A 20,184-nucleotide genomic window follows, 5' to 3' on the forward strand; every position below is an offset into this window, starting at 1 on the left:
TCACGCGACCACGATCAGCGGCTGGTCATATTCGACCGGCTGGCCGTTCTCGACCAGCACAGCCTGGACCGTGCCGGCAGAGGGTGCGGTGATCGGGTTCATGACCTTCATGGCCTCGACGATCAGCAGGGTCTGGCCCGCCTTCACTGCGTCGCCCACCTTGACGAAGGCGGGGGCGTCGGGCTCGGGCGTGAGGTAGCAAGTGCCGACCATCGGCGATTTGATCGTGCCGGCGGCGGGACCGGCCGCGGGGGCCGGTGCGGCGCTTTCCACGGGCGCAGCAGCAGCCACCGGGGCTGCCGGTGCGGGCGCAGCGGCCATCGGCGCATAGGTCGCGCTCTGGGCGGCGGGGGTGCGGGCGACGCGGATCTTGCGGTCGCCGTCTTCCACCTCGATCTCGGTGAGGTTCGTCGCGTCCAGCATTTTCGCCAGTTCGCGCACCAGCTTAACGTCCACCTGCATCGAGCCTTCGTTGGTCTTGTCGGCCATTGGTCTTCCCTTTGAGAAAGCTTTATTCTGTTCTGGAGTGGGGCTGGGGCCTATTGCCCTTCGCCCGATAAGGCAACCGTTTGCACGCCCTGTCTGGTTCAATCCATCTCAAGCGCCGCTTCCAGCGCCAGCATATAGGAGAGCGCGCCGAAGCCCGCGATCGATCCGCGCGCGGCCATGCCGACATAGCTATGATGGCGGAAGCTCTCCCGCGCGGCGGGGTTGGAGAGGTGAACCTCGATCACCGGCACGGTGATGGATTTGATCGCATCGTGCAGCGCCACGGAAGTGTGCGTGAGGCCGCCCGCGTTCAGGATGACGGCCATCGCTGCTTCCGCATTGGCCTGATGTAGCCAATCGATCAGATGGCCCTCATGATTGGACTGGCGGAAATCCAGCTCCACGCTGGCGCGCCGGGCCTCGTCTTCCATGCGGTCGGCAATGTCGTCGAGCGTATCATAGCCATATATCTCCGGCTCACGCGTGCCGAGCAGGTTGAGATTGGGGCCATTGAGGACATAGATTTTTCGCGCGGCAGTCATGGGGCCATCCGGTCCTTGTTGGTTGCGAGCCTTGGGCTCCACCCTATATGGCGTGGCGAACGGCTCTCAAAGCGAAAGGTGAACACACGGCATGAGCGCGGACGGAACGATCGGCATCCGGGTCAATGGCGAGCATCGCCGCGTGCGCGCCGGGCACAGCATAGCGCATCTGGCCAATGAGCTTGGGCTGGCGCCCGAGAAGGTGGCGGTCGAGCGTAATCTGGAGGTCGTGCCGCGTGCGAAGCTGGCCGATGTGATCGTCGAGGATGGCGATGAGCTGGAGATCGTGCACTTCGTCGGCGGCGGCGATGGATCGCCGGTACTGGCCGATGATAGCTGGAGCGTGGCCGGGCGCACCTTCCGCTCGCGGCTGATCGTCGGGACTGGCAAATATCGCGATTTCGCCGAGAACGCCGCTGCCGTCGAGGCATCGGGCGCGGAGATCGTCACCGTGGCGGTGCGGCGGGTGAATGTGTCCGACCCCAAGGCACCGATGCTGACCGACTTCATCGACCCCAAGAAGATCACCTATCTGCCGAACACCGCTGGCTGCTTTACCGCTGAAGACGCGATCCGCACGCTGCGACTGGCGCGCGAGGCGGGCGGCTGGGATCTGGTGAAGCTGGAAGTGCTGGGCGAAGCCCGCACGCTTTACCCGAACATGGTCGAGACCATCCGTGCGACGGAAATCCTCGCCAAGGAGGGCTTCAAGCCGATGGTCTACTGCACCGACGACCCAATCGCCGCGCAGCAGCTGGAGAGTGCGGGCGCGGTGGCGATCATGCCGCTCGGCGCGCCCATCGGCTCGGGCCTGGGCCTCCAGAACCGGGTGACCATCCGCCTGATCGTGGAAGGCACCAAGCTCCCGGTGCTGGTCGATGCCGGCGTCGGCACGGCCTCCGATGCAGCGGTGGCGATGGAACTGGGCTGCACCGGCGTACTGATGAACACCGCCATTGCAGAAGCCAAGAACCCGGTGCTGATGGCCGCTGCCATGAAGGCATCGGTCGAAGCTGGGCGCATGGCCTACCTCGCCGGGCGCATGGGGCGACGCATGTATGCCGACCCCTCAAGTCCGCTCGCTGGCTTGATCTGAGCCAAGCGCGGCCAACCGCTGGTCGTATTTGTCGGAACCAGCCGCCTCCCAACTCGTTTGATTTTCAGACGGTCGGATCGTCCGGCCGTAGCAGAATTCAGCGATTGGAGACCTATCATGGGTGAATTGATCGACAAGGCCAAGGGCGCCGCGAACGAGGCGGTCGGCAAGGCCAAGCAGGAGATCGGCAAGCAGCGCAACGATCCCGATCAGCAGGCGGAAGGTCTCGGTCAGGAGCTCAAGGGCAAGGGCCAAGGCCTCAAGGGCTCCGTGAAGGGAGCCCTCGGCGACCGGGTCTGACCCCAAGCCGTAACGCTCAAGCGTTTTTGATGAAGGTCGTACTCGCAGATGCGAGTGCGGCCTTCATTGTTTATGTCCGAGCAGGCACCGATCACCCGGTGCGGTTCGGTTTCCCTACCGCCTCGTGCAATCCGGGCATTTGACCGTCCGGTCCCGCGCTCTTATGGGCGGATCAGCTTTCGCTCCATCCGTGCCAAGGAGACACGCGTGAAGAAACTCTATCCCGATGCCGCAGCCGCTCTCGATGGCCTGCTCCACGACGGAATGCTCATTTGCGCCGGCGGGTTCGGCCTGTGCGGAATCCCCGAACGGCTGATCGATGCGATCCGCGATTCTGGCGTGAAGGATCTCACCTTCGCCTCCAACAATGCCGGCATCGACGGCGAAGGGCTGGGCAAGCTGCTGCGCACCCGCCAGGTGAAGAAGATGATTTCGTCCTATGTCGGCGAGAACAAGGAGTTCGAGCGGCAATATCTGGCAGGCGAGCTGGAGGTGGAGTTCTGTCCGCAGGGCACGCTGGCCGAGCGCTGCCGGGCCGGCGGTGCGGGCATTCCGGGCTTCTACACCAAGACCGGTGTGGGCACGCAGGTTGCCGAGGGCAAGGAAACCAAGATTTTCGATGGACAGGAATATGTGCTCGAGCGCGGCATCTATGCCGATCTGTGCATCATCAAGGGCTGGAAGGCCGATGAAGCGGGCAATCTGATTTTCCGCAAGACCGCGCGGAATTTTAACCAGCCGATGGCCACCGCCGGCAAGATCTGCGTCGCGGAAGTCGAGGAAGTGGTGCCCGTCGGCAGCCTCGATCCGGACAGCATCCATCTGCCCGGCATCTATGTGAAGCGCATGATCGTCGGCGCGCCCTATGACAAGAAGATCGAATTCCGCACTGTCCGCGAAAGGGAGGCCGCATAATGGGCTGGTCACGCGATGAAATGGCCGCGCGCGCCGCGAAGGAGCTGCAGGACGGCTTCTATGTGAATCTCGGCATCGGCATCCCGACGCTGGTCGCCAATCACATCCCGCCGGGCGTGGAGGTCACGCTGCAGAGCGAGAACGGCATGCTCGGCATCGGCCCGTTCCCTTATGATGACGAGGTCGATCCCGATCTCATCAATGCCGGCAAGCAGACGATCAGCGAACTGCCGAGCAGCGTCTATTTCTCCAGCGCCGACAGCTTCGCGATGATCCGCGGCGGCCACATCGATCTCACCGTGCTGGGTGCGATGGAAGTGTCCAAGAAAGGCGACATCGCCAACTGGATGATCCCCGGCAAGATGATCAAGGGCATGGGCGGCGCGATGGACCTCGTCGCCGGCGTCAAGAAGATCATCGTCGTTATGGAGCACACCGCCAAGGACGGCAGCCCCAAGTTCATCCCGGAATGCACCCTGCCGCTCACCGGCCGGGACGTGGTGGACATGATCGTCACCGATCTCTGTGTCTTCCAGCGCGCTTCGCACGATCAGCCCTTCCGCCTCGTGGAACTGGCGCCGGGTGTTACCGCTGAGGAAGTCGCGGCCAAGACGACGGCGCATTACGTCTCGTAAGGCTGCGGGTTAAGGCGGGGCGCTCACCCCTCGTCGGAGGAGGGGCAGTTCCGGAGCACTCCGCTGCCCCACCAATACTCGTCATGCCGGACTTGATCCGGGATCTCGCTTCTTATTCAGCGATCGTGCACCAAGGCAGCGGGACCCCGGATCAAGTCCGGGGCGACGAGAGGAGGAGCGCCGCGCGCGGCATTGAAACGGACTTCGAGCGCCCGATATAGGGGCTTCCCCCCCGACCGCGACAGATGTAGGGCAGCCCCATTATGACCCAGGCCCGCACCCTTTATGAGAAGATCTGGGACGCGCACGTCGTCGAGAAGCGCGACGATGGCACGTGCCTTGTCTATATCGACCGCCACCTCGTCCATGAAGTGACCAGCCCGCAAGCGTTCGAGGGCCTTCGTCTGGCTGGCCGCAAAGTGCGCCGTCCCGATCTCACGCTGGCCGTGCCGGATCATAACGTGCCGACCACGGCGCGGGTGGATGCGCAGGGCAACCGCATCCCCATCGTCAACAAGGAGAGCGCGCAGCAGCTCGCCGCGCTGGAGCGCAATGCGCCCGAGTTCGGCATCCGCTATTTCGGCGCGACGGACATCAATCAGGGCATCGTCCATGTCGTCGGCCCCGAGCAGGGCTTCACGCTGCCCGGCATGACTCTGGTCTGCGGGGATAGCCACACGGCCGCGCACGGCGCGCTGGGCGCTCTGGCCTTCGGCATCGGCACCAGCGAGGTCGAGCATGTGCTGGCCACGCAGACGCTGCTGCTCAAGCCGAGCAAGACGCTCGCCATCGAGGTCGAGGGCGAACTGGGCTATGGCGTCACCGCCAAGGACGTGATCCTCGCCGTCATCGGCCGCATCGGCACCGCCGGCGGCACCGGCCATGTCATGGAATTCCGCGGCTCGACCTTCCGCGCCATGAGCGTCGAGAGCCGGCTGACCGTCGCCAACATGGCGATCGAGGGTGGCGCGCGCTCGGGGCTCTTTGCGCCGGACGAGAAGACGTTCGAATACATCAAGGGCCGCCCGATGGCGCCGCAGGGTGCCGATTGGGATCGCGCCGTCGCCTATTGGCGCACGCTGGTCACGGACGAAGGCGCGGTGTTCGACAAGCATGTGCGGCTGGAGGCGAGCGAGATCGCGCCGACCGTCACCTGGGGCACCAGCCCCGAGGACGTGGTACCGATCACCGGCGTCGTGCCCGATCCGGAGAGCTTTGAGGACCCCTCCAAGCGGGAAGCTGCGGCCAAGTCGCTCGCCTATATGGGCCTCACCGCTGGTCAGCGCATGGAAGACGTGCCGGTCGAGCATATCTTCATCGGCAGCTGCACCAACAGCCGCATCGAGGATCTGCGCGCGGCCGCGTCGGTGCTCAAGGGCCGCAAGGTTGCCGACGGCATCAAGCAGGCGCTGATCGTGCCCGGCTCCGGGCTGGTCAAGCATCAGGCCGAGGCCGAGGGGCTGGATCGCATCTTCATCGAGGCCGGGTTCGAGTGGCGCGAGCCGGGCTGCTCCATGTGTCTGGGCATGAACCCGGATCGCGTGCCGAGCGGAGAGCGTTGCGCCTCCACCAGCAATCGCAACTTCATGGGCCGGCAGGGGCCGGGTGCGCGCACCCATCTCGTCTCGCCGGTGATGGCCGCCGCCGCCGCGATCAGGGGTCGACTTGCGGACGTTCGCGAACTAATGGTGCCCGAACCAGCGTAAGGGGACGCAATGAAAGTCATTTTCTGGATTTTGGTCGCCGGTGCTCTCGGCAGCGCCGCCATGGCCATGGGCCTCGGCCAGTCCGCCGCTGTGCCCGCAAAGGCGGAAAAGCCAGCCGCACGCTGAGCGTGAGTGCGGCGTTAGACGGGCGTGGACTTCTCAGTGCGCGCTGTCATGCCTTGGGTACGCGCATCTTCATGCGGTAACAGGCTTCGTCATACCCGGCAGGATCCGGCGCTTCGATCACCTCGAAGCCTTGCGCGGCCCAATAGCTGTCTGCGCCGTTGACGGCCGTCAGCCAGATTTCATCAACACCCTCGCGACGCGCCTGCGCAACGACTAGCGCCAGCGCAGTGCGCCCGGCGCCACTGCCGCGCGCGTCGGGCAGCAGGGCAAGATCGTGCAGATAATAGCTGCTAGGGTTCTCGGGAATGGCCCCCAGCGGCGCGTTGAAGGCGGGCACGCTGTCCGCTTCCCAAGGGTGGGCGATAAGATAGCCGAGCACGCGCCCGGCGTCCTCGAAGACGAAACAGCCCGCCGGATGCAGGCTGAGGCGCTCGGCGTAGATCGCTTCATCCTCTGTATAGCGGCCATGGACCGCATCGGAGATCGCCTTGACTGCCGCCATGTCACGGGCGCGCATCGGGCGCCATGTGCCGCTTGTTGCCATTGCCTCACCTCCTCCGCACATCGCTGTCGGCCGCCTGCATATCGGGTCGGCATCTTGACGCAAGCGCGCACATCCGCCACTTGACCGGTCAAACAGCCCGTCATCAGCAGGACCAGCATGGAACCCGTCACCACCGTTGAAGGTCGCGCCTATCCCTTCGGCCTGAAGAATGTCGATACCGACATCATCATTCCGGCCGAATGGCTCAAGACCATCAGCCGCACGGGCCTCGGCAAAGGCGCGTTCGAGGCGCTGCGCAAGGAGCCCGGCAATGTGTTCGACGACCCGCGCTATGCCGGCGCGCCTATCATCGTGGCGGGCGACAATTTCGGCTGTGGGTCGAGCCGCGAACATGCCGCCTGGGCGCTGATCGACATGGGCGTGCGGGCCGTCATCGCGCCCAGCTTCTCTGATATTTTCTCGGGCAACGCCTTCAAGAACGGCATCCTGACCGTCGTGTTGCCGCAGGACGCGGTCGACCGGCTGCTGGAGGTCGCCAAGACCGATCCGATCAGCATCGACCTTGAGAACCAGTCGGTGACGACGCCATTTCAGGACCGCTTCACCTTCGAAATCGACCCGTTCCGCAAGAGCTGCCTGCTGGGCGGCCTCGACGAGATCGGCCTGACGATGGCGCAGGGCGATACCATCGGTACGTTCGAAGCGCGCGATGCGCAGACGCGGCCCTGGCTGGTGCCGGCGGCCGCTTGAATTCGACGCGGCGGGGTGTCCCGCGCGTTGCCAAGGGAGCGCCTGCTTCCTAAGTAGAACCTCTATTCAGTTACCTCCAGATGAAGGTGCGTCTTTCATGAGTTCATTCGACGATCGCGAGAAGGCGTTCGAGACCAAGTTCGCCATGGATCAGGAACTCGCGTTCCGGGTCGCGGCCCGGCGCAATCGCCTGCTGGGCGAGTGGGCGGCCGGCCTGATGGGGCTGACCAAGGAAGAGACCGATGCCTATGCCAAGGCGGTCGTGCAGGCGGACTTCGAGGAAGCCGGCGATGAGGACGTGATCCGCAAGGTGATGGGCGATCTGGTATCAGCCGGTGTGGATATGGACGAGCAGCGCGTGCGCACGGCGCTGAGCGACAAGGCCGCCGAGGCGCGTCGCCAGTTCATGCAGGAAGAGAATTGAGGGGCTTTTGACATGCCCATGGCGGCTGGCGATATCGAGGCGATGATCCTCGCGGCTTTCCCGGATGCGACGGTGGAGATCACCGATCTGGCCGGCGACGGCGACCATTATGCGGCGCGGGTCACCTCCGAGAGTTTTCGGGGGATGAATCGCATTGCCCAGCAGCGTGCCGTCTATGCCGCGCTGGGCGGTCGCATGGGCGGAGAGCTTCACGCCTTGCAACTGACCACGGCCGTTCCCAACTGATAGCGCAGCGCCGGCATCGCGCCGCACTGCTGCCCGGAGACCAGACATGACCGACCCCGTCCACGCCCGCATCGCCGATATCGTCGGCAAGAACGATGTCGTGCTCTTCATGAAAGGCACGCCCTTGTTCCCGCAATGCGGGTTCTCCAGTCGCGCCATTGCCATTCTGGAACGGCTCGGCGCACCCTTCGAGAGCGTGGATGTGCTGCAGGATCAGGAGATCCGCCAGGGCATCAAGAGCTTTTCCGACTGGCCGACCATCCCCCAGCTTTACGTAAAGGGCGAGTTCCTTGGCGGGTCGGACATCATGATGGAAATGTACGAGGCGGGCGAGCTCAAGCAGCTTCTCACAGAGCAGGGCGTCATCGCCGCCTGATCGGATTCCATTTGGTTCTTCAAGCGGGCGCGGGGCAAAAAGCCCGGCGCCCGTTTTGCGTTCGGGCGCCGGAGTTCGGAGGGATTGGGAGACAAAAGGATTGGGGGACAGGCAAGAAGACCGGGTGCCCGTCCCCCAAAGCGGGTGTGTCGACAAGAAGAGCAAGCGCCGTGCCAGTTTCTCCGGGTGAGGGAAGCGGGCTGCGACGCTGGTTAAGGGCGGGGCAAGAGGTTGCGACCTGTAAAGCGCTCCGACAGTTTCGCCCGCATTTCCGCTTGCGCCTTGCAATCGGCGGCGGCCGTGACACATGGAAGAGATGATGCCTGCTGCCCCCAGTCTCGCCGCCGACACCGGCCGGGTCATGCGCCTGTCGCCGCTGGTGCAGCGGGTGCTGGCACCCAATCCCTCGCCCTTCACTTTTGAGGGGACGCAGACCTATCTGGTGGGCAACAGCGACCTTGCCGTAATCGATCCCGGCCCGGATGATCCCGCCCATTTGGATGCACTGGAAGCTGCGATTGCCGGTCGCCCCGTCATTGCTATCGCCTGCACCCACACCCATCGCGATCACAGTCCGGCGGCGCGGCCGCTGGCACAGCGCATTGGCGCGCCGATCATCGGCTGCGCGCCGCTGACGCTGGAAGATGACGGGCCGCGCGCCGATGCGGCGTTCGACCCCGACTACAGTCCCGACAGGGTGCTGGCGGAGGGCGAGCAAATCGTGGGCACGGGCTGGACTTTGACGGCGCTGGCGACGCCCGGCCACACCTCCAATCATCTGTGCTACGCACTGGAAGAGGAAGCGGCGCTGTTCACCGGGGATCATGTGATGAGCTGGTCTACGAGCGTCGTCTCGCCGCCCGATGGCGACATGAGCGATTATCTCGCCTCGCTGGAGCGTTTGGTCGCCCGCTCGGACAGCGTCTATTATCCCGCCCATGGCGAACCGGTGACGCAGCCCCAGCGCTTCGCACGCGGCATGCTGGGGCATCGGCGGATGCGGGAAGGGCAGATCCTGCGCATTCTGGAGCGGCAGGGCGCTGTCACCATCCCGGATTTCGTCGCAAGCATGTATGTCGGCCTCAATCCGCGCCTGCATGGCGCCGCGGGCCGATCCGTGCTGGCCCATCTCATCGATCTGCAACGGCGGGGGCTGGTAGAGGATAGAGCGGACGGGGTCTGGGCGAGGGTGTTGATCTAGGCGCTTGACGGGACGCGCGAACAGGATCAGCTTCCCTGCCGTCCAGGCAACGGTGGGGGGACCGTCATGGCAACACTTGCTTCAGGCATCAGATCCGAGATCGAGCGCGAGCGCAGCTTCTTCCTCAAATTGGCGCTGGCGATGGCCTTTGTCATTGTGGCGGGCTTCTCATTCAATGTCGCCGCCGGCCGCTCGACCTTCGCCGCGCCGCTCCTGCTTCATGTCCATGCGCTGGTTTTCTTCGGCTGGCTGGTTCTTTTCATCACCCAATCCTTTCTGGCGGCGGGCGGCTCGGTGCGCCTGCATAGGCGACTTGGTGTGCTCGCGCTGCTCTGGGTGCCGGTCATGGTCGTGCTGGGTCTGGCGGTGACGCGTCATTCGGTGCGCGCAATCGGTGGTCCTCCATTCTTCGATACCAACGAATTTCTCTTCGGCAACAGCATCGGCCTGCTGGCTTTCGCGCTCACCGTGGGTGCGGCGCTCGTCATGCGCGCGCGTCCCGACTGGCACCGGCGGCTGATGTGCGGCGCCATGGCCGGGCTGACCGGCCCCGGCTTCGGGCGACTGCTGCCGATGCCGTTCCTCATCCCCTGGGGCTGGTGGGTCGCGGCTGTCGTGGCGCCCATGGTGTTCATCCTGGTTGGCATGGTCTGGGACTGGCGGCGCAAAGGGCGGGTCCACGCTGCATGGCTGTGGGGAGCGGGTATCCTGATCGGCAGCCAGCTCATGGCCGATGCCATCGCCTACAGCCCGATGGGCCTTGCCATCACGCGCGATATGGTCGCCGGGACACCCGGCGCGATGCGCGATATGCGGGCCTTCTTCCCCTGAGCGCGGTTAGAGGTTGATCGACGGGCGCTTCGTGGCCATCTCCGCCGCATGACAAAGGAGATTCGGTGATGGATGCACGCGGCGGGATCGGCGGAAGTCTTGCGGGGCTGGACCTGCTGGAGGAGATCAATCGCCTGCGCAAGGAGCGCAACGCGGTCATCCTCGCGCACTATTACCAGAAGCCGCAGATCCAGGACCTGGCCGACTTTGTGGGCGACAGCCTGGAGCTGTCCCGCAAGGCGGCGGAGACGGATGCGGACGTGATCGCATTTTGCGGTGTGCGCTTCATGGCCGAGACGGCGAAGATCCTCAGCCCCGAGAAGATCGTGATCCTGCCGGACATGGACGCCGGCTGCAGCCTGGAAGACAGCTGCCCGCCCGCGCAGTTCAAGGCCTTCCGCGAGGCCCATCCCGATCATATCGCGCTCAGCTACATCAATTGCTCGGCGGAGGTGAAGGCGCTCAGCGACATCATCGTCACGAGCTCATCTGCCGAGAAAATCCTGAGCAAGCTCCCCAAGGACCAGAAGATCATCTTCGGGCCGGACAAGCATCTGGGTGGCTATCTCTCGCGCAAGCTGGGGCGTGAGATGCTGCTCTGGCCGGGCGTGTGCATCGTGCATGAGAGCTTCAGCGAGACCGAGTTGCTCAAGCTCAAGGCTATGCACCCCGGCGCGCCGGTTGCGGCCCACCCCGAATGCCCGCCGGCTATCATCGATCATGCCGATTATGTCGGCTCGACCAGCGGCATCCTGCAATATGCCAAGGACATGCCGGGCGACACGCTGATCGTCGCGACCGAGCCGCACATCATCCACCAGATGGAAAAGGCGATCCCCGAAAAGAGCTTCGTCGGCGCGCCGGGTGCGGACGGCAACTGCAACTGCAACGTCTGCCCCTATATGGCGCTCAACACGCTGGAAAAGCTCTACATCGCGCTCCGCGATCTCCAGCCGCGCATCGAGATGGACGAGAGCCTGCGGGTGGCCGCGAAGAAGAGCCTCGATCGCATGCTGGATCTTGCCAGCGATACGGTCGGGCAGGGCGACGTGGGAGCACGGTGAGCGGGGAGCCGCCCCGGTGATCGTCCGCCTGCGCTCGCTCTGGCTGAACGTTAACGCGAGCTATTGGTTCTATCCGGCGCTGTTCACGATGCTCGCCCTCGCGCTGGCGATCGTCACCATCGCCATCGATCGCTCGGGGCAGGCCGCCCATCTCGTCAAGTTCGTGGATGCTGCGCGGCCGGAGGGGGCGCGCAATGTCCTCAACGTGATTGCCGGATCGATGATCGGCGTGGCGTCGACCGTTTTCTCGATCACCATAGCCGCCGTGGTCTATGCCTCGGGTAATTACGGCCCGCGCCTGCTCATCAATTTCATGGAAGATCGCGGCAACCAGCTCTCGCTGGCGACGTTCATCGGCACGTTCGTCTATGCCGTCATGGTGCTGCGGGTTGTCCGGGAGGCGGCGGAATCCAGTGTCGACGTGGGGTTCGTGCCGCAACTCTCGCTGGTCATCGCGACCGGCCTGATGCTGATTTCCATCGGCGTGCTGGTTTTCTTCCTCAATCATGTGCCGGCCAGCATCCGCATCAATTCCGTGCTTGAGGAGATCGGACGGCGCCTCACCAAGGAAGTGCGCCAGCGCTTTCCGAAAGAGGGCGACGAGGTGGAGATGATGGCGTTGTCCGACGGGCAGATCGTGCCGGCGACGGGCAGCGGCTATATCCAGATCGTCGATTTCTCAGGCCTGGCTGACGTTGCCCGCGAGCACAAATGCCGCGTGGTCATGCGCCTGCGTCCCGGCGATTTTGTGCATCCCGAGATTGGCCTGATGTCCGTCCACGGCTGTCATGTGGATGATGAGATGGCCGAGCAGTTGCGGGACTGTTTCTCCCTCGCTGGATTTCGGTCTCCGGCGCAGGACATCGAATTTCTGATCGACGAGCTGGTCGAGATCGGCTTGCGCGCCTTGTCGCCGGGCATCAACGATCCCTTCACGGCGGTGACGGCGATGCACTGGCTCGGCGCTTCGATGAGCGAACTTGCCCGGCGCGATCTGCGCAGCAGGCCGGGAGAGGGAGAAGAAGACTGGCAGCGTGTCATTCCGCTCAATGACGATTTCGATCATTTCCTGCGGCGCGGTTTCGGCTCCCTGCGCTCGGCCGCCGCGACCAGCCCTATTGCCGCGGCGCAGTTTCTCGATTGTCTGCTGGGTATTTCCGCCGGCCTCGCCTCGCAGCCCCGGCGGGAGGCGCTGCGGCTGGAAGGTGAGCGGTTGATGGCGCAGGCGCGGATCGCGCTGGCCGGTCCCTCCCTCGCCGAGCTTGAGGAACGCTCTTGCGCTTTCGAGGCGGCGATGAAAAAGCGAGCGCATCATGCCCTTCACACTTGACCGCTTCGACCTCGACGCCTTCGTCGCCGCCACCCTCGCCGAGGACCTTGATGGTCCGGTCAATGGGGGCGGGCGGGATGTGACGTCGCAGAGCGTCATTCCCGCCGATGCGGTGTTCAGCGGCGTGATGGACAGTCGTGACGCGGTGACGGTTGCGGGCCTGCCGTTGGCCGAAGCCTTCTTCCGTGCGCTCGATCCCGATGTCGAGATCACGCTGCTCGTCGCGGATGGTGATCAGGTGCCCGCCGGCACCGACCTGATGCGCCTGAAGGGCCGCGCACGCGGGATGCTCACGGCGGAGCGGTCGGCGCTCAACACGGTGCAGCACTTGACCGGCATCGCCACGATGACGCGGGCTTATGTGGACCGCATTGCCGGCACCGGAGCGACGCTGCTCGATACCCGCAAGACGATCCCCGGCCTGCGCGTGCTGGAGAAATATGCCACGCGCACGGGCGGCGCGAAAAATCATCGCATGGGCCTGTGGGACGCGGCGATGATCAAGGACAATCATGTGGCCGTCGCCGGTTCGGTGGAAGAGGCCGTCCGTCGCGCGGTTGCCGCCGGGATTGCCGAGGTAATCGTGGAGGTCGACCGGATCGACCAGATCGAGCCGGCCATCGCGGCCGGGGCGACCCATCTGCTGCTGGATAACATGTCGCCGGGCGTTCTGCGCGGGGCTGTCACGCTGGTTGGAAAGCGCGTGCCCACGGAGGCCTCTGGCGGGGTTACCCTGGAGACCATCCGCGCCATCGCCAGCACCGGCGTCGATTATGTCAGCGTCGGGAGGTTGACCCAATCGGCGCCAGCGGCGGATATCGGCCTCGATTTCAGCAACATTTAGGCTCACGGCGCCGACGAACAACGCCTGCTTGTTTAGCCTTCGATAATCGCTGTCTGGGGATGGTGCTTGTCGAGATGCTTGCGGATGATCCGCAGGTTGCGCGTGTTCGAGCGGAACATGACGTCGAAGGCATCGCCGACCAGCGGAACCGCGCCGATTGCGGTGTCGAAGGCGACATTGCCGCTCATCCGTAGCAACTGCCAGCGCGGCATCCCGAGATTACGGGCCTCCCATACAATCCATGCGCCCATGGCCGCTGCGAGAAGATCGCCGACGATGGGAATGATGCCGAGCATGGCGTCTAGCCCGACGCGGATGCGCGTTCCGGGGACGACCATCGCATTTTCGAGCACCTGCTCCATCATCTCGATGCGCCGCCGCACCGCATGAGGATCGCGGCCAAGCCGCGAACCGGCGAGGCTCTCAAACTGTCTCGCCATCTCTTCAGCGGCGTTATGCGGTCTCGCCCGGGCCATTCACGTTCCTTTGCAGGCTGCCTTGCTGGCAGCGCGAAGGATTAGTTGGGGACGGTGATCAGCGCATTCAATGGATGAACCCCGCGCGAGGAGGGTTTGAAGTTGGTGAGCCGCTGCCCGACGAGCGACCAGCGGATGGGGCGACCGAGCGGAATGAACCCGCTGAACGCCACCGTCGCTTCCTCGGCTTCTGCCAGCAATTGAGCGCGCTCCTCGTCATTCTGGTTCTTGCGGGCCTCGGCGAGGCGGCTGGCCACGCGCGGATCGCACAGGAGCCCGGCCGAACAATCGAGGCGCGCGAGATACCAGAACGCGCTGTCGAAGGGCGCGACCTCGTCGATCAGCCGCAGATCGGCGGGCTGATCGATGGCCACGCGATCGAGTTGCAATCCGGCCTGTCCAAAGTCCTGAACCAGGCGCAGGAACAGCACGGAGGCGCCTGATCCGTCCGGCAAGGCGATCCGTAGAACCGGCGGATCGCCCTTGTCCGCCCGCCAGCGGTCGATGATCCGCCGGGCGGATTCGACGCGCTCCTCGCGCGAGCGGCCGGACCATGCCGGTGCGCTCGGCAGGCGGTTCAGTTCGTAAGAGGCCGGGAGCGGGTAGGTGGCGGTCCGCCAGCCCGGCAGGCCCAGAACCTCGGCGAGCTTGTCCCGGTCGACAAGGCGCGCGAGCGCGTCGCGCACCGGTGCGTCTGCCAAGAAGGACGAGGTGCTCGTAAAGGCGAGGCCGAACAGGCCCTCGACCGGGTCGACCTGCGCGTCAGCCATGTTGAGGCCGGCCGCGGCGATCAAGGGGAGGTGCTGGAAGCGCCCGCCCAGCACGAGATCGGTATGGCGAGCGCGGAAGCGAACGAGAGCCAGCGACGCGCGCTCGGCGCGCACTTCCCGTCGCTCGACCGGGGGCGCGGCTTCGCTCTCGGGCTCGCCCTCGGTGGGCTCCTCGCTGGCGGCAGTCGCGGGCGCCAGCACGACCGGTCCACCCTTGGCCGCCGGCTCGCGGCGATAGGGGCCGGTGCCGTCGCCCGAGCGGGTCATTACCGCAAGGTCCGGCTGGGCGAGCAATTGCAGGAAGGCGGGGAGGCTCATGTCGAGCCTTATTTCGATGACCCGGTCGGTCATCGCGCGCACATCGGGGGTAAGGCCCGCCAGCAACAGCGGATTGGCGCGCATCCGCTCACGCAGCAGTCGGGCGACCTCATCGGCATGGACCGGCTTGCCGTCCGCCCAGTGCAGCCGCTTCAGCCGGAAGATGTAGCTCTGGCCGCCATCCTCGACGATCCAGCTTTCCGCCAGCGCGCCGACAATGTCGCCGCGCGCGTCGAAGCTGAGCAGCCCTTGTGCGGTCGAGGCGAGGATCAGCCGGGCTGCCGGTGCATTGCCGTGGCGCAGCGGCTGGGCGAGCGCCTCGCTCTGGCCGATCACGTCCACCCGAACGGTGCGGTTATCGCGCGGGCTGTTGCATCCCGCCATGGCGAGCACGGCCAATGCCAGGAGGGGGCGGACCCAGGTTCGCGCGGGGCGGGTGCCCATCGCCTTTCACTCCCTGTTCGGACAAGAATCCATCGACGTTACAGGGAGGCCGTAGCCTGCCGACGCGATTCGTCCAACCATGGCTGAGCTTGAATGGGGCGCCATCGCATTCGCTATGGTGCGGACGGCGGGACTTGAACCCGCACTCTCAGATGAGAAGCAGATTTTAAGTCTGCTGCGTCTACCGATTTCGCCACGTCCGCAAGCACATGGGGATGCGCGAACGCCCATGCCATGCACGGCAGGACGGTTCCAGCCCTTATCAAGCGCCGGGTGAAGGACATGCCGTGCGCAGAACGCCCGCAACCCGGCCGATGCGCTGCCGCATGGCCGGGCTGCCGGATTGTCAAAGGCTCAGGTGAGGGTGCTCAGTCGCCGGCATTCAGGCGAATGCGCATTTCCTTACCGGGCTTGAAGTGCGGCACGCGCTTGGGCGGCACCACCACCGAATCGCCGGTGCGGGGATTGCGCCCCGTGCGGCCGTCTCGGGCGCGGGTGGTGAAAGCACCGAATCCGCGCAGTTCTACCCGGCCCCCTTCGGCCAGGCGCGCAGTGATCGAGTCGAAAACGATATCCACGATGCGATCGACTTCCTGCCCGCTGAGGTCAGGATGAAGAAGCGCAAGCTTTTGAACGAGCTGAGAACGAATCATCTCTGCTACTTTCCGAAAAGGCCGAAGCCGTCCCCCATAATCCGGAAGTGCCCCGAGTCCCCCTTCGTTGCGTTTTCCGTGACTCGCGCGATGCGCCAACATCAGCGTGCAATCAAGAAAAATCCCCGCAGAACGCCGCAAACGGAGTGGGCCGGCCGATTGCTCGACCGGCCCACTGCCGCAATTATTAGAGGGTGGGAAAAGCCCCGGCGATCAATTCTTCGCCTTGAGCGCCTCGCCCAGAATGTCGCCCAGCGACGCGCCGCTGTCGGACGAACCGTACTGCGCGACAGCCTGCTTCTCTTCGGCGATCTGGAGCGCCTTGACCGAGAAGTTCGGCTTCTTGGAACGGTCGAAACCGATCACCAGCGCGTCGAACTTCTGGCCGACCTGGAAGCGCTCGGGGCGCTGCTCGTCGCGGTCGCGGCCAAGGTCGCTGCGCTTGATGAAGCCGGTGACGCCGTCGTCGCCAGCCTGAACCTCCAGGCCGCCGTCGCGGACTTCCAGAACGGTCACGGTCACGGTCTCGTTCTTGTTGAGGCCGGTGCCACGCACCGCGCCAGCTGCCGGCGCGCCCTTTTCGAGCTGCTTCATGCCGAGGCTGATGCGCTCCTTCTCGACGTCCACGTCAAGCACGATGGCCTGAACGGTCTCGCCCTTGCGGTGCAGATTGAGCGCGTCCTCGCCGGAGATGCCCCACGCGATGTCGGACATGTGGACCATGCCGTCGACGTCGCCGTCCAGGCCGATGAACAGGCCGAACTCGGTGGCGTTCTTGACTTCGCCCTCGACCTGGCTGCCGACCGGGTGACGCTCGGCAAAGCTCTCCCAGGGGTTGGACTGGGCCTGCTTGAGGCCAAGGCTGATGCGACGCTTCTCGGCATCAACCTCGAGCACCAGAACTTCCACTTCCTGGCTCGTCGAAACGATCTTGCCGGGGTGGACGTTCTTCTTGGTCCAGGACATTTCCGAAACGTGGACCAGACCCTCGATGCCGGGCTCCAGCTCGACGAACGCACCATATTCGGTGATGTTCGTGACGCGGCCGGAGAGCTTGGCGCCGATCGGGTACTTGGCCGATGCGCCTTCCCACGGATCGCTCTCGAGCTGCTTCATGCCGAGGCTGATGCGCTGCGTGTCGCGGTTGATGCGGATGATCTGCACCTTCACCGTGTCGCCGATGTTGATCATCTCGCTCGGGTGGTTGATCCGCTTGTAGCTCAGGTCCGTGACGTGCAGCAGGCCGTCGATGCCGCCCAGATCAACGAACGCACCGTAATCGGTGATGTTCTTGACCACGCCCTCGATGATCTGGCCTTCGCTCAGCGTCTGGATGAGGCCGCTGCGCTGCTCGGCGCGGGTCTCTTCCAGGATCGCCCGACGCGACACGACGATGTTGCCACGACGACGATCCATCTTGAGGATCTGGAAGGGCTGCGGAATGTCCATGAGCGGGGTAACGTCGCGCACGGGGCGGATGTCGACCTGGCTGCCAGGCAGGAAGGCCACGGCGCCGTCGAGATCGACGGTGAAGCCGCCCTTGACGCGGCCGAAGATGACACCCTCAACGCGGGCGCTCTCGGCGAATTCGGATTCCAGCTTGTCCCACGCGGCTTCGCGGCGGGCGCGGTCGCGCGAGAGCATGGCCTCGCCATTGCTGTTCTCGACACGGTCGACATAGACTTCGACTTCGTCGCCAACCTTCAGATCGGCCTTCTGGCCGGGCATGGCGAACTCGCGCAGCGGCACGCGGCCTTCGCTCTTGAGGCCCACGTCGATGACGGCGAGGTCGTTTTCGATGCCGGTGACGGTGCCCTTGACCACGCGGCCTTCGAAGCCGCCGTCTGCACCACCAAGAGATTCATTGAGAAGCGCGGCAAAATCATCGCGCGTCGGGTTTGCCTGAGAGGCCATGTAAGAGTTCCTTCAAGTCGTTGCTGGCCAACCGGTTGTCTCCGGTGGTCTTTGGCCAAACTGCCCGAACGACCTCATGCCGGCCGGGCATTCACCAGGCGGCGCGAAGGCGATCACTCGTGCTTTGGGAAAAGCAAAAGGGCGCCTCGCAACGCGAAGCGCCTCATCCAAGCCGTCTAATGGCGACTCTTCAGGCGAGCGTCCACCAGCGCGATCGCATGCTGAACGGCGGCGTCTATACTCAAATTGCTGGTATCCAGCAAGTCCGCATCTTGGGCCTGCTTCAGGGGCGCATCGGCGCGCTGCATGTCCCGCGCGTCACGCTCGGCGAGGTCGGCGGAGAGAGCCTCCAGCGCGACGGGATGGCCATGGGCGGTGAGCTCCGCATGGCGGCGCTGCGCGCGCACCGCAAGGCTGGCGGTGACGAACAATTTGGCGTCGGCATCCGGCGCGATCACCGTGCCGATATCGCGCCCGTCGAGTACCGCGCCGCCCGGCTGTGCGGCGAAGGCACGCTGCCGCTCCAGCAGCGCCGCGCGCACCTGCGGGTGACGCGAGACGCGGCTGGCAAGGGGGCCGGCTTCCTCCGACCGCAGCGCCGGATCGGCGAGCAGGCTATCCGGAAAAGCGCAGGCCGCTGCGGCATCGGCCGGATTGTCGGCATCGCCGCCCTGCCGCGCGACCGTCACGCCGACGGCGCGATACAGCAGGCCCGTGTCGAGATGGGGCAGGCCATAATGCCGGGCCAGCGCCCGCGCGATCGTGCCTTTGCCGGACGCGGCGGGACCATCGACGGCAATGATCATGCCGCGCCCTTGAGCGTGGCCAGCATGTCGGTGAAGCCGGGGAAGCTCGTTGCGACCGGGCTCATATCGTCGATGATGAGGCCGCCGCGCGTGTGATGACCGGCGACCGCGAAGCTCATCGCAATGCGGTGATCGAGATCGGCGCCGATCGTCGGCGGTTCATTGCCCCCGTCCAGCGGCTCGCCACCGCGTCCGTGGATGATGAGGCCGTCGGGTGTCTCCTCCACTGACACGCCGAGACGGGCGAGGCCCTGCGCCATCAGGGCGAGTCGGTCCGATTCCTTTACGCGTAACTCGTCCAGCCCGGTGGTGCGGGTGGTGCCCTGTGCGCAGGCTGCCGCGACGAAGAAGATCGGGAATTCGTCGATCATGCTCGGCGCGACCTCGGGTGGCACGTCGATGCCTGTGAGCGTGCTGTGGCGCGCGAGGATATCCGCGACCGGCTCGCCACCGACTTCGCGCTGGTTGGTCAGTGTTAGGTCCGCGCCCATCGCCTGCAGCATGGCGAACAGGCCGGTGCGGGTGGGGTTCATGCCGACATTGGTGACGGTGATGTCCGACCCCGGCGTGATCAGCGCCGCGACCACGGGGAAGGCGGCAGAGGAGGGGTCGCCCGGCACCACCAGCGTCTGTGGCTTGAGTTCGGCCTCACCGGTGAGCGAGATGATCCGCGTACCATCGGCCTGGGTCTCTACGGTCAGATCCACCCCAAAACCGCGCAGCATCCGCTCGCTATGGTCGCGTGTTGGCACCGGCTCGATGACGCGGGTGATCCCCGGCGTGTTGAGTCCGGCGAGCAGCACCGCCGATTTGACCTGCGCCGAGGCGACCGGAAGCCGGTACTCGATCGGCACGGCCGGCGTGATCCCCCGCATGGTGAGAGGCAGGCGACCGCCCGGCGCAGTCGTGAATTCGGCGCCCATCAGCCCGAGCGGCGTGGTCACGCGGCTCATCGGGCGCTTGCTGAGCGAGGCATCGCCGATGAAGGTGGCGGTGAGGTCATGGCTTGCCAGCAGGCCCATCAGCAGACGGGTCGAGGTGCCGCTATTGCCCATGTCGAGTGCGGTCGCGGGCTGCGTTAGGCTGCCGACGCCGACGCCATGAATGCGCCACACGCCATCCTCGCCGCGCGTGATCTGCGCGCCGAGCGCGCGCATCGCCGCCGCCGTCGCCAGCACGTCCTCGCCCTCCAGCAGGCCGGAGACGCGGCTTTCGCCCACCGCCAGCGCGGCCAGCATCAGGGATCGGTGGGAAATGCTCTTGTCGCCGGGCACGGTCACCGTGCCGCGCAGCGGAGCGCCAGGCTCGAAGAGCATGTTGCGCGCAATGTCAGTCATGAAAATCAGGTCCGAAAAATGGCCGTCGCTGCGCGGAGCAGGAGGGCGGGCAATAAAAATGGCGAACTGCTTTTGACAGTGCCCGC

At 65.2% G+C, this 20,184-nt stretch carries 23 protein-coding genes and 1 tRNA gene; 14 read left to right on the forward strand and 10 right to left on the reverse strand.

The genetic code is table 11. The annotated features are described in order from the left end of the window. Entirely contained in the window at positions 1-489 is a 489-nt protein-coding gene (gene accB / locus M2336_RS09725; RefSeq protein WP_264574769.1) for an acetyl-CoA carboxylase biotin carboxyl carrier protein, read from the reverse strand. 98 nt (positions 490-587) lie between these two features. Next, positions 588-1,031 carry a type II 3-dehydroquinate dehydratase gene (aroQ, locus tag M2336_RS09730; RefSeq protein WP_264569796.1) on the reverse strand — a complete coding sequence of 148 codons (444 nt, stop codon included), beginning with the start codon at positions 1,029-1,031 and terminating at the stop codon, positions 588-590. Positions 1,032-1,122: 91 nt separating this feature from the next. Here aroQ and thiS point away from each other — a divergent pair, with 91 nt between their 5' ends. The 5 genes from thiS to leuC all read left to right on the forward strand — a co-directional run bounded on the left by thiS (position 1,123) and on the right by leuC (position 5,683). Then, a complete protein-coding gene (thiS, locus tag M2336_RS09735; RefSeq protein WP_181559122.1) occupies positions 1,123-2,127 on the forward strand; it encodes a sulfur carrier protein ThiS in 1,005 nt (334 codons plus the stop codon). A gap of 117 nt (positions 2,128-2,244) precedes the next feature. Next, positions 2,245-2,427: a CsbD family protein gene (locus tag M2336_RS09740; RefSeq protein WP_264569799.1), complete on the forward strand. Its 183-nt coding sequence runs from the start codon at positions 2,245-2,247 to the stop codon at positions 2,425-2,427. A gap of 207 nt (positions 2,428-2,634) precedes the next feature. Continuing rightward, positions 2,635-3,342 (forward strand): CoA transferase subunit A, encoded by a 708-nt coding sequence (locus M2336_RS09745; RefSeq protein ID WP_264569800.1) that lies wholly within the window; start codon positions 2,635-2,637, stop codon positions 3,340-3,342. Beyond that, positions 3,342-3,977, forward strand: a complete 636-nt coding sequence (locus tag M2336_RS09750) for a CoA transferase subunit B (protein ID WP_264574770.1) — start codon at positions 3,342-3,344, stop codon at positions 3,975-3,977. Before M2336_RS09745 ends, M2336_RS09750 begins: the two co-directional genes overlap by 1 nt. 263 nt (positions 3,978-4,240) lie before the next feature. Further along, positions 4,241-5,683 (forward strand): 3-isopropylmalate dehydratase large subunit, encoded by a 1,443-nt coding sequence (gene leuC, locus M2336_RS09755; protein ID WP_264574771.1) that lies wholly within the window; start codon positions 4,241-4,243, stop codon positions 5,681-5,683. Between the two features lie 172 nt (positions 5,684-5,855). Here the strand turns inward: leuC and M2336_RS09760 are convergent, their stop codons facing one another. After that, positions 5,856-6,353, reverse strand: coding sequence for a GNAT family N-acetyltransferase (locus M2336_RS09760; protein WP_264574772.1), 498 nt, complete (start codon positions 6,351-6,353; stop codon positions 5,856-5,858). A gap of 117 nt (positions 6,354-6,470) precedes the next feature. Between M2336_RS09760 and leuD the strand changes: the two genes are divergently transcribed. The 9 genes from leuD (at position 6,471) to nadC (ending at position 13,380) form a co-directional block, all read left to right on the forward strand. Continuing rightward, complete coding sequence (gene leuD, locus M2336_RS09765; protein WP_264574773.1) at positions 6,471-7,064, forward strand: 3-isopropylmalate dehydratase small subunit; 594 nt, start codon at positions 6,471-6,473, stop codon at positions 7,062-7,064. 97 nt (positions 7,065-7,161) lie between these two features. Beyond that, complete coding sequence (locus M2336_RS09770) at positions 7,162-7,488, forward strand: DUF1476 domain-containing protein (RefSeq protein WP_264574774.1); 327 nt, start codon at positions 7,162-7,164, stop codon at positions 7,486-7,488. A gap of 12 nt (positions 7,489-7,500) precedes the next feature. Next, complete coding sequence (locus M2336_RS09775) at positions 7,501-7,734, forward strand: BolA/IbaG family iron-sulfur metabolism protein (RefSeq protein ID WP_181559130.1); 234 nt, start codon at positions 7,501-7,503, stop codon at positions 7,732-7,734. A gap of 46 nt (positions 7,735-7,780) precedes the next feature. Then, positions 7,781-8,110 carry a Grx4 family monothiol glutaredoxin gene (grxD, locus tag M2336_RS09780; RefSeq protein WP_264569806.1) on the forward strand — a complete coding sequence of 110 codons (330 nt, stop codon included), beginning with the start codon at positions 7,781-7,783 and terminating at the stop codon, positions 8,108-8,110. Positions 8,111-8,426: 316 nt separating this feature from the next. Beyond that, a complete protein-coding gene (locus tag M2336_RS09785) occupies positions 8,427-9,311 on the forward strand; it encodes an MBL fold metallo-hydrolase (RefSeq protein WP_413715967.1) in 885 nt (294 codons plus the stop codon). Positions 9,312-9,377: 66 nt separating this feature from the next. Beyond that, positions 9,378-10,142 (forward strand): hypothetical protein, encoded by a 765-nt coding sequence (locus M2336_RS09790; protein ID WP_264574776.1) that lies wholly within the window; start codon positions 9,378-9,380, stop codon positions 10,140-10,142. A gap of 68 nt (positions 10,143-10,210) precedes the next feature. Continuing rightward, positions 10,211-11,206, forward strand: a complete 996-nt coding sequence (gene nadA, locus M2336_RS09795; protein WP_264574777.1) for a quinolinate synthase NadA — start codon at positions 10,211-10,213, stop codon at positions 11,204-11,206. 16 nt (positions 11,207-11,222) lie between these two features. After that, entirely contained in the window at positions 11,223-12,536 is a 1,314-nt protein-coding gene (locus M2336_RS09800; RefSeq protein WP_264574778.1) for a DUF2254 domain-containing protein, read from the forward strand. Beyond that, on the forward strand, positions 12,520-13,380 hold the full coding sequence (nadC, locus tag M2336_RS09805) for a carboxylating nicotinate-nucleotide diphosphorylase (protein ID WP_264574779.1): 861 nt from the start codon (positions 12,520-12,522) through the stop codon (positions 13,378-13,380). The genes M2336_RS09800 and nadC overlap by 17 nt, the downstream gene beginning before the upstream one ends. 32 nt (positions 13,381-13,412) lie before the next feature. Here nadC and M2336_RS09810 read toward each other — a convergent pair whose 3' ends face one another. The 7 genes from M2336_RS09810 to aroA all read right to left on the reverse strand — a co-directional run bounded on the left by M2336_RS09810 (position 13,413) and on the right by aroA (position 20,098). Further along, entirely contained in the window at positions 13,413-13,820 is a 408-nt protein-coding gene (locus M2336_RS09810) for a DUF4112 domain-containing protein (protein WP_264569811.1), read from the reverse strand. Positions 13,821-13,897: 77 nt separating this feature from the next. Beyond that, complete coding sequence (locus M2336_RS09815; RefSeq protein ID WP_264574780.1) at positions 13,898-15,388, reverse strand: ABC transporter substrate-binding protein; 1,491 nt, start codon at positions 15,386-15,388, stop codon at positions 13,898-13,900. A gap of 116 nt (positions 15,389-15,504) precedes the next feature. Then, positions 15,505-15,591 (reverse strand) — tRNA-Leu (locus M2336_RS09820). Between the two features lie 165 nt (positions 15,592-15,756). Beyond that, positions 15,757-16,041 (reverse strand): integration host factor subunit beta, encoded by a 285-nt coding sequence (locus M2336_RS09825; RefSeq protein WP_181559138.1) that lies wholly within the window; start codon positions 16,039-16,041, stop codon positions 15,757-15,759. 213 nt (positions 16,042-16,254) lie between these two features. Further along, positions 16,255-17,955, reverse strand: coding sequence for a 30S ribosomal protein S1 (rpsA, locus tag M2336_RS09830; RefSeq protein ID WP_181559139.1), 1,701 nt, complete (start codon positions 17,953-17,955; stop codon positions 16,255-16,257). A gap of 176 nt (positions 17,956-18,131) precedes the next feature. Further along, positions 18,132-18,761, reverse strand: coding sequence for a (d)CMP kinase (locus tag M2336_RS09835; RefSeq protein WP_264569813.1), 630 nt, complete (start codon positions 18,759-18,761; stop codon positions 18,132-18,134). Then, a complete protein-coding gene (gene aroA, locus M2336_RS09840; RefSeq protein WP_264574781.1) occupies positions 18,758-20,098 on the reverse strand; it encodes a 3-phosphoshikimate 1-carboxyvinyltransferase in 1,341 nt (446 codons plus the stop codon). Before aroA ends, M2336_RS09835 begins: the two co-directional genes overlap by 4 nt. Between the last annotated feature and the right edge of the window lie 86 nt (positions 20,099-20,184).

Origin of the sequence: Sphingobium sp. B1D7B (assembly GCF_025961965.1) — a bacterium.
Classification (GTDB): domain Bacteria; phylum Pseudomonadota; class Alphaproteobacteria; order Sphingomonadales; family Sphingomonadaceae; genus Sphingobium.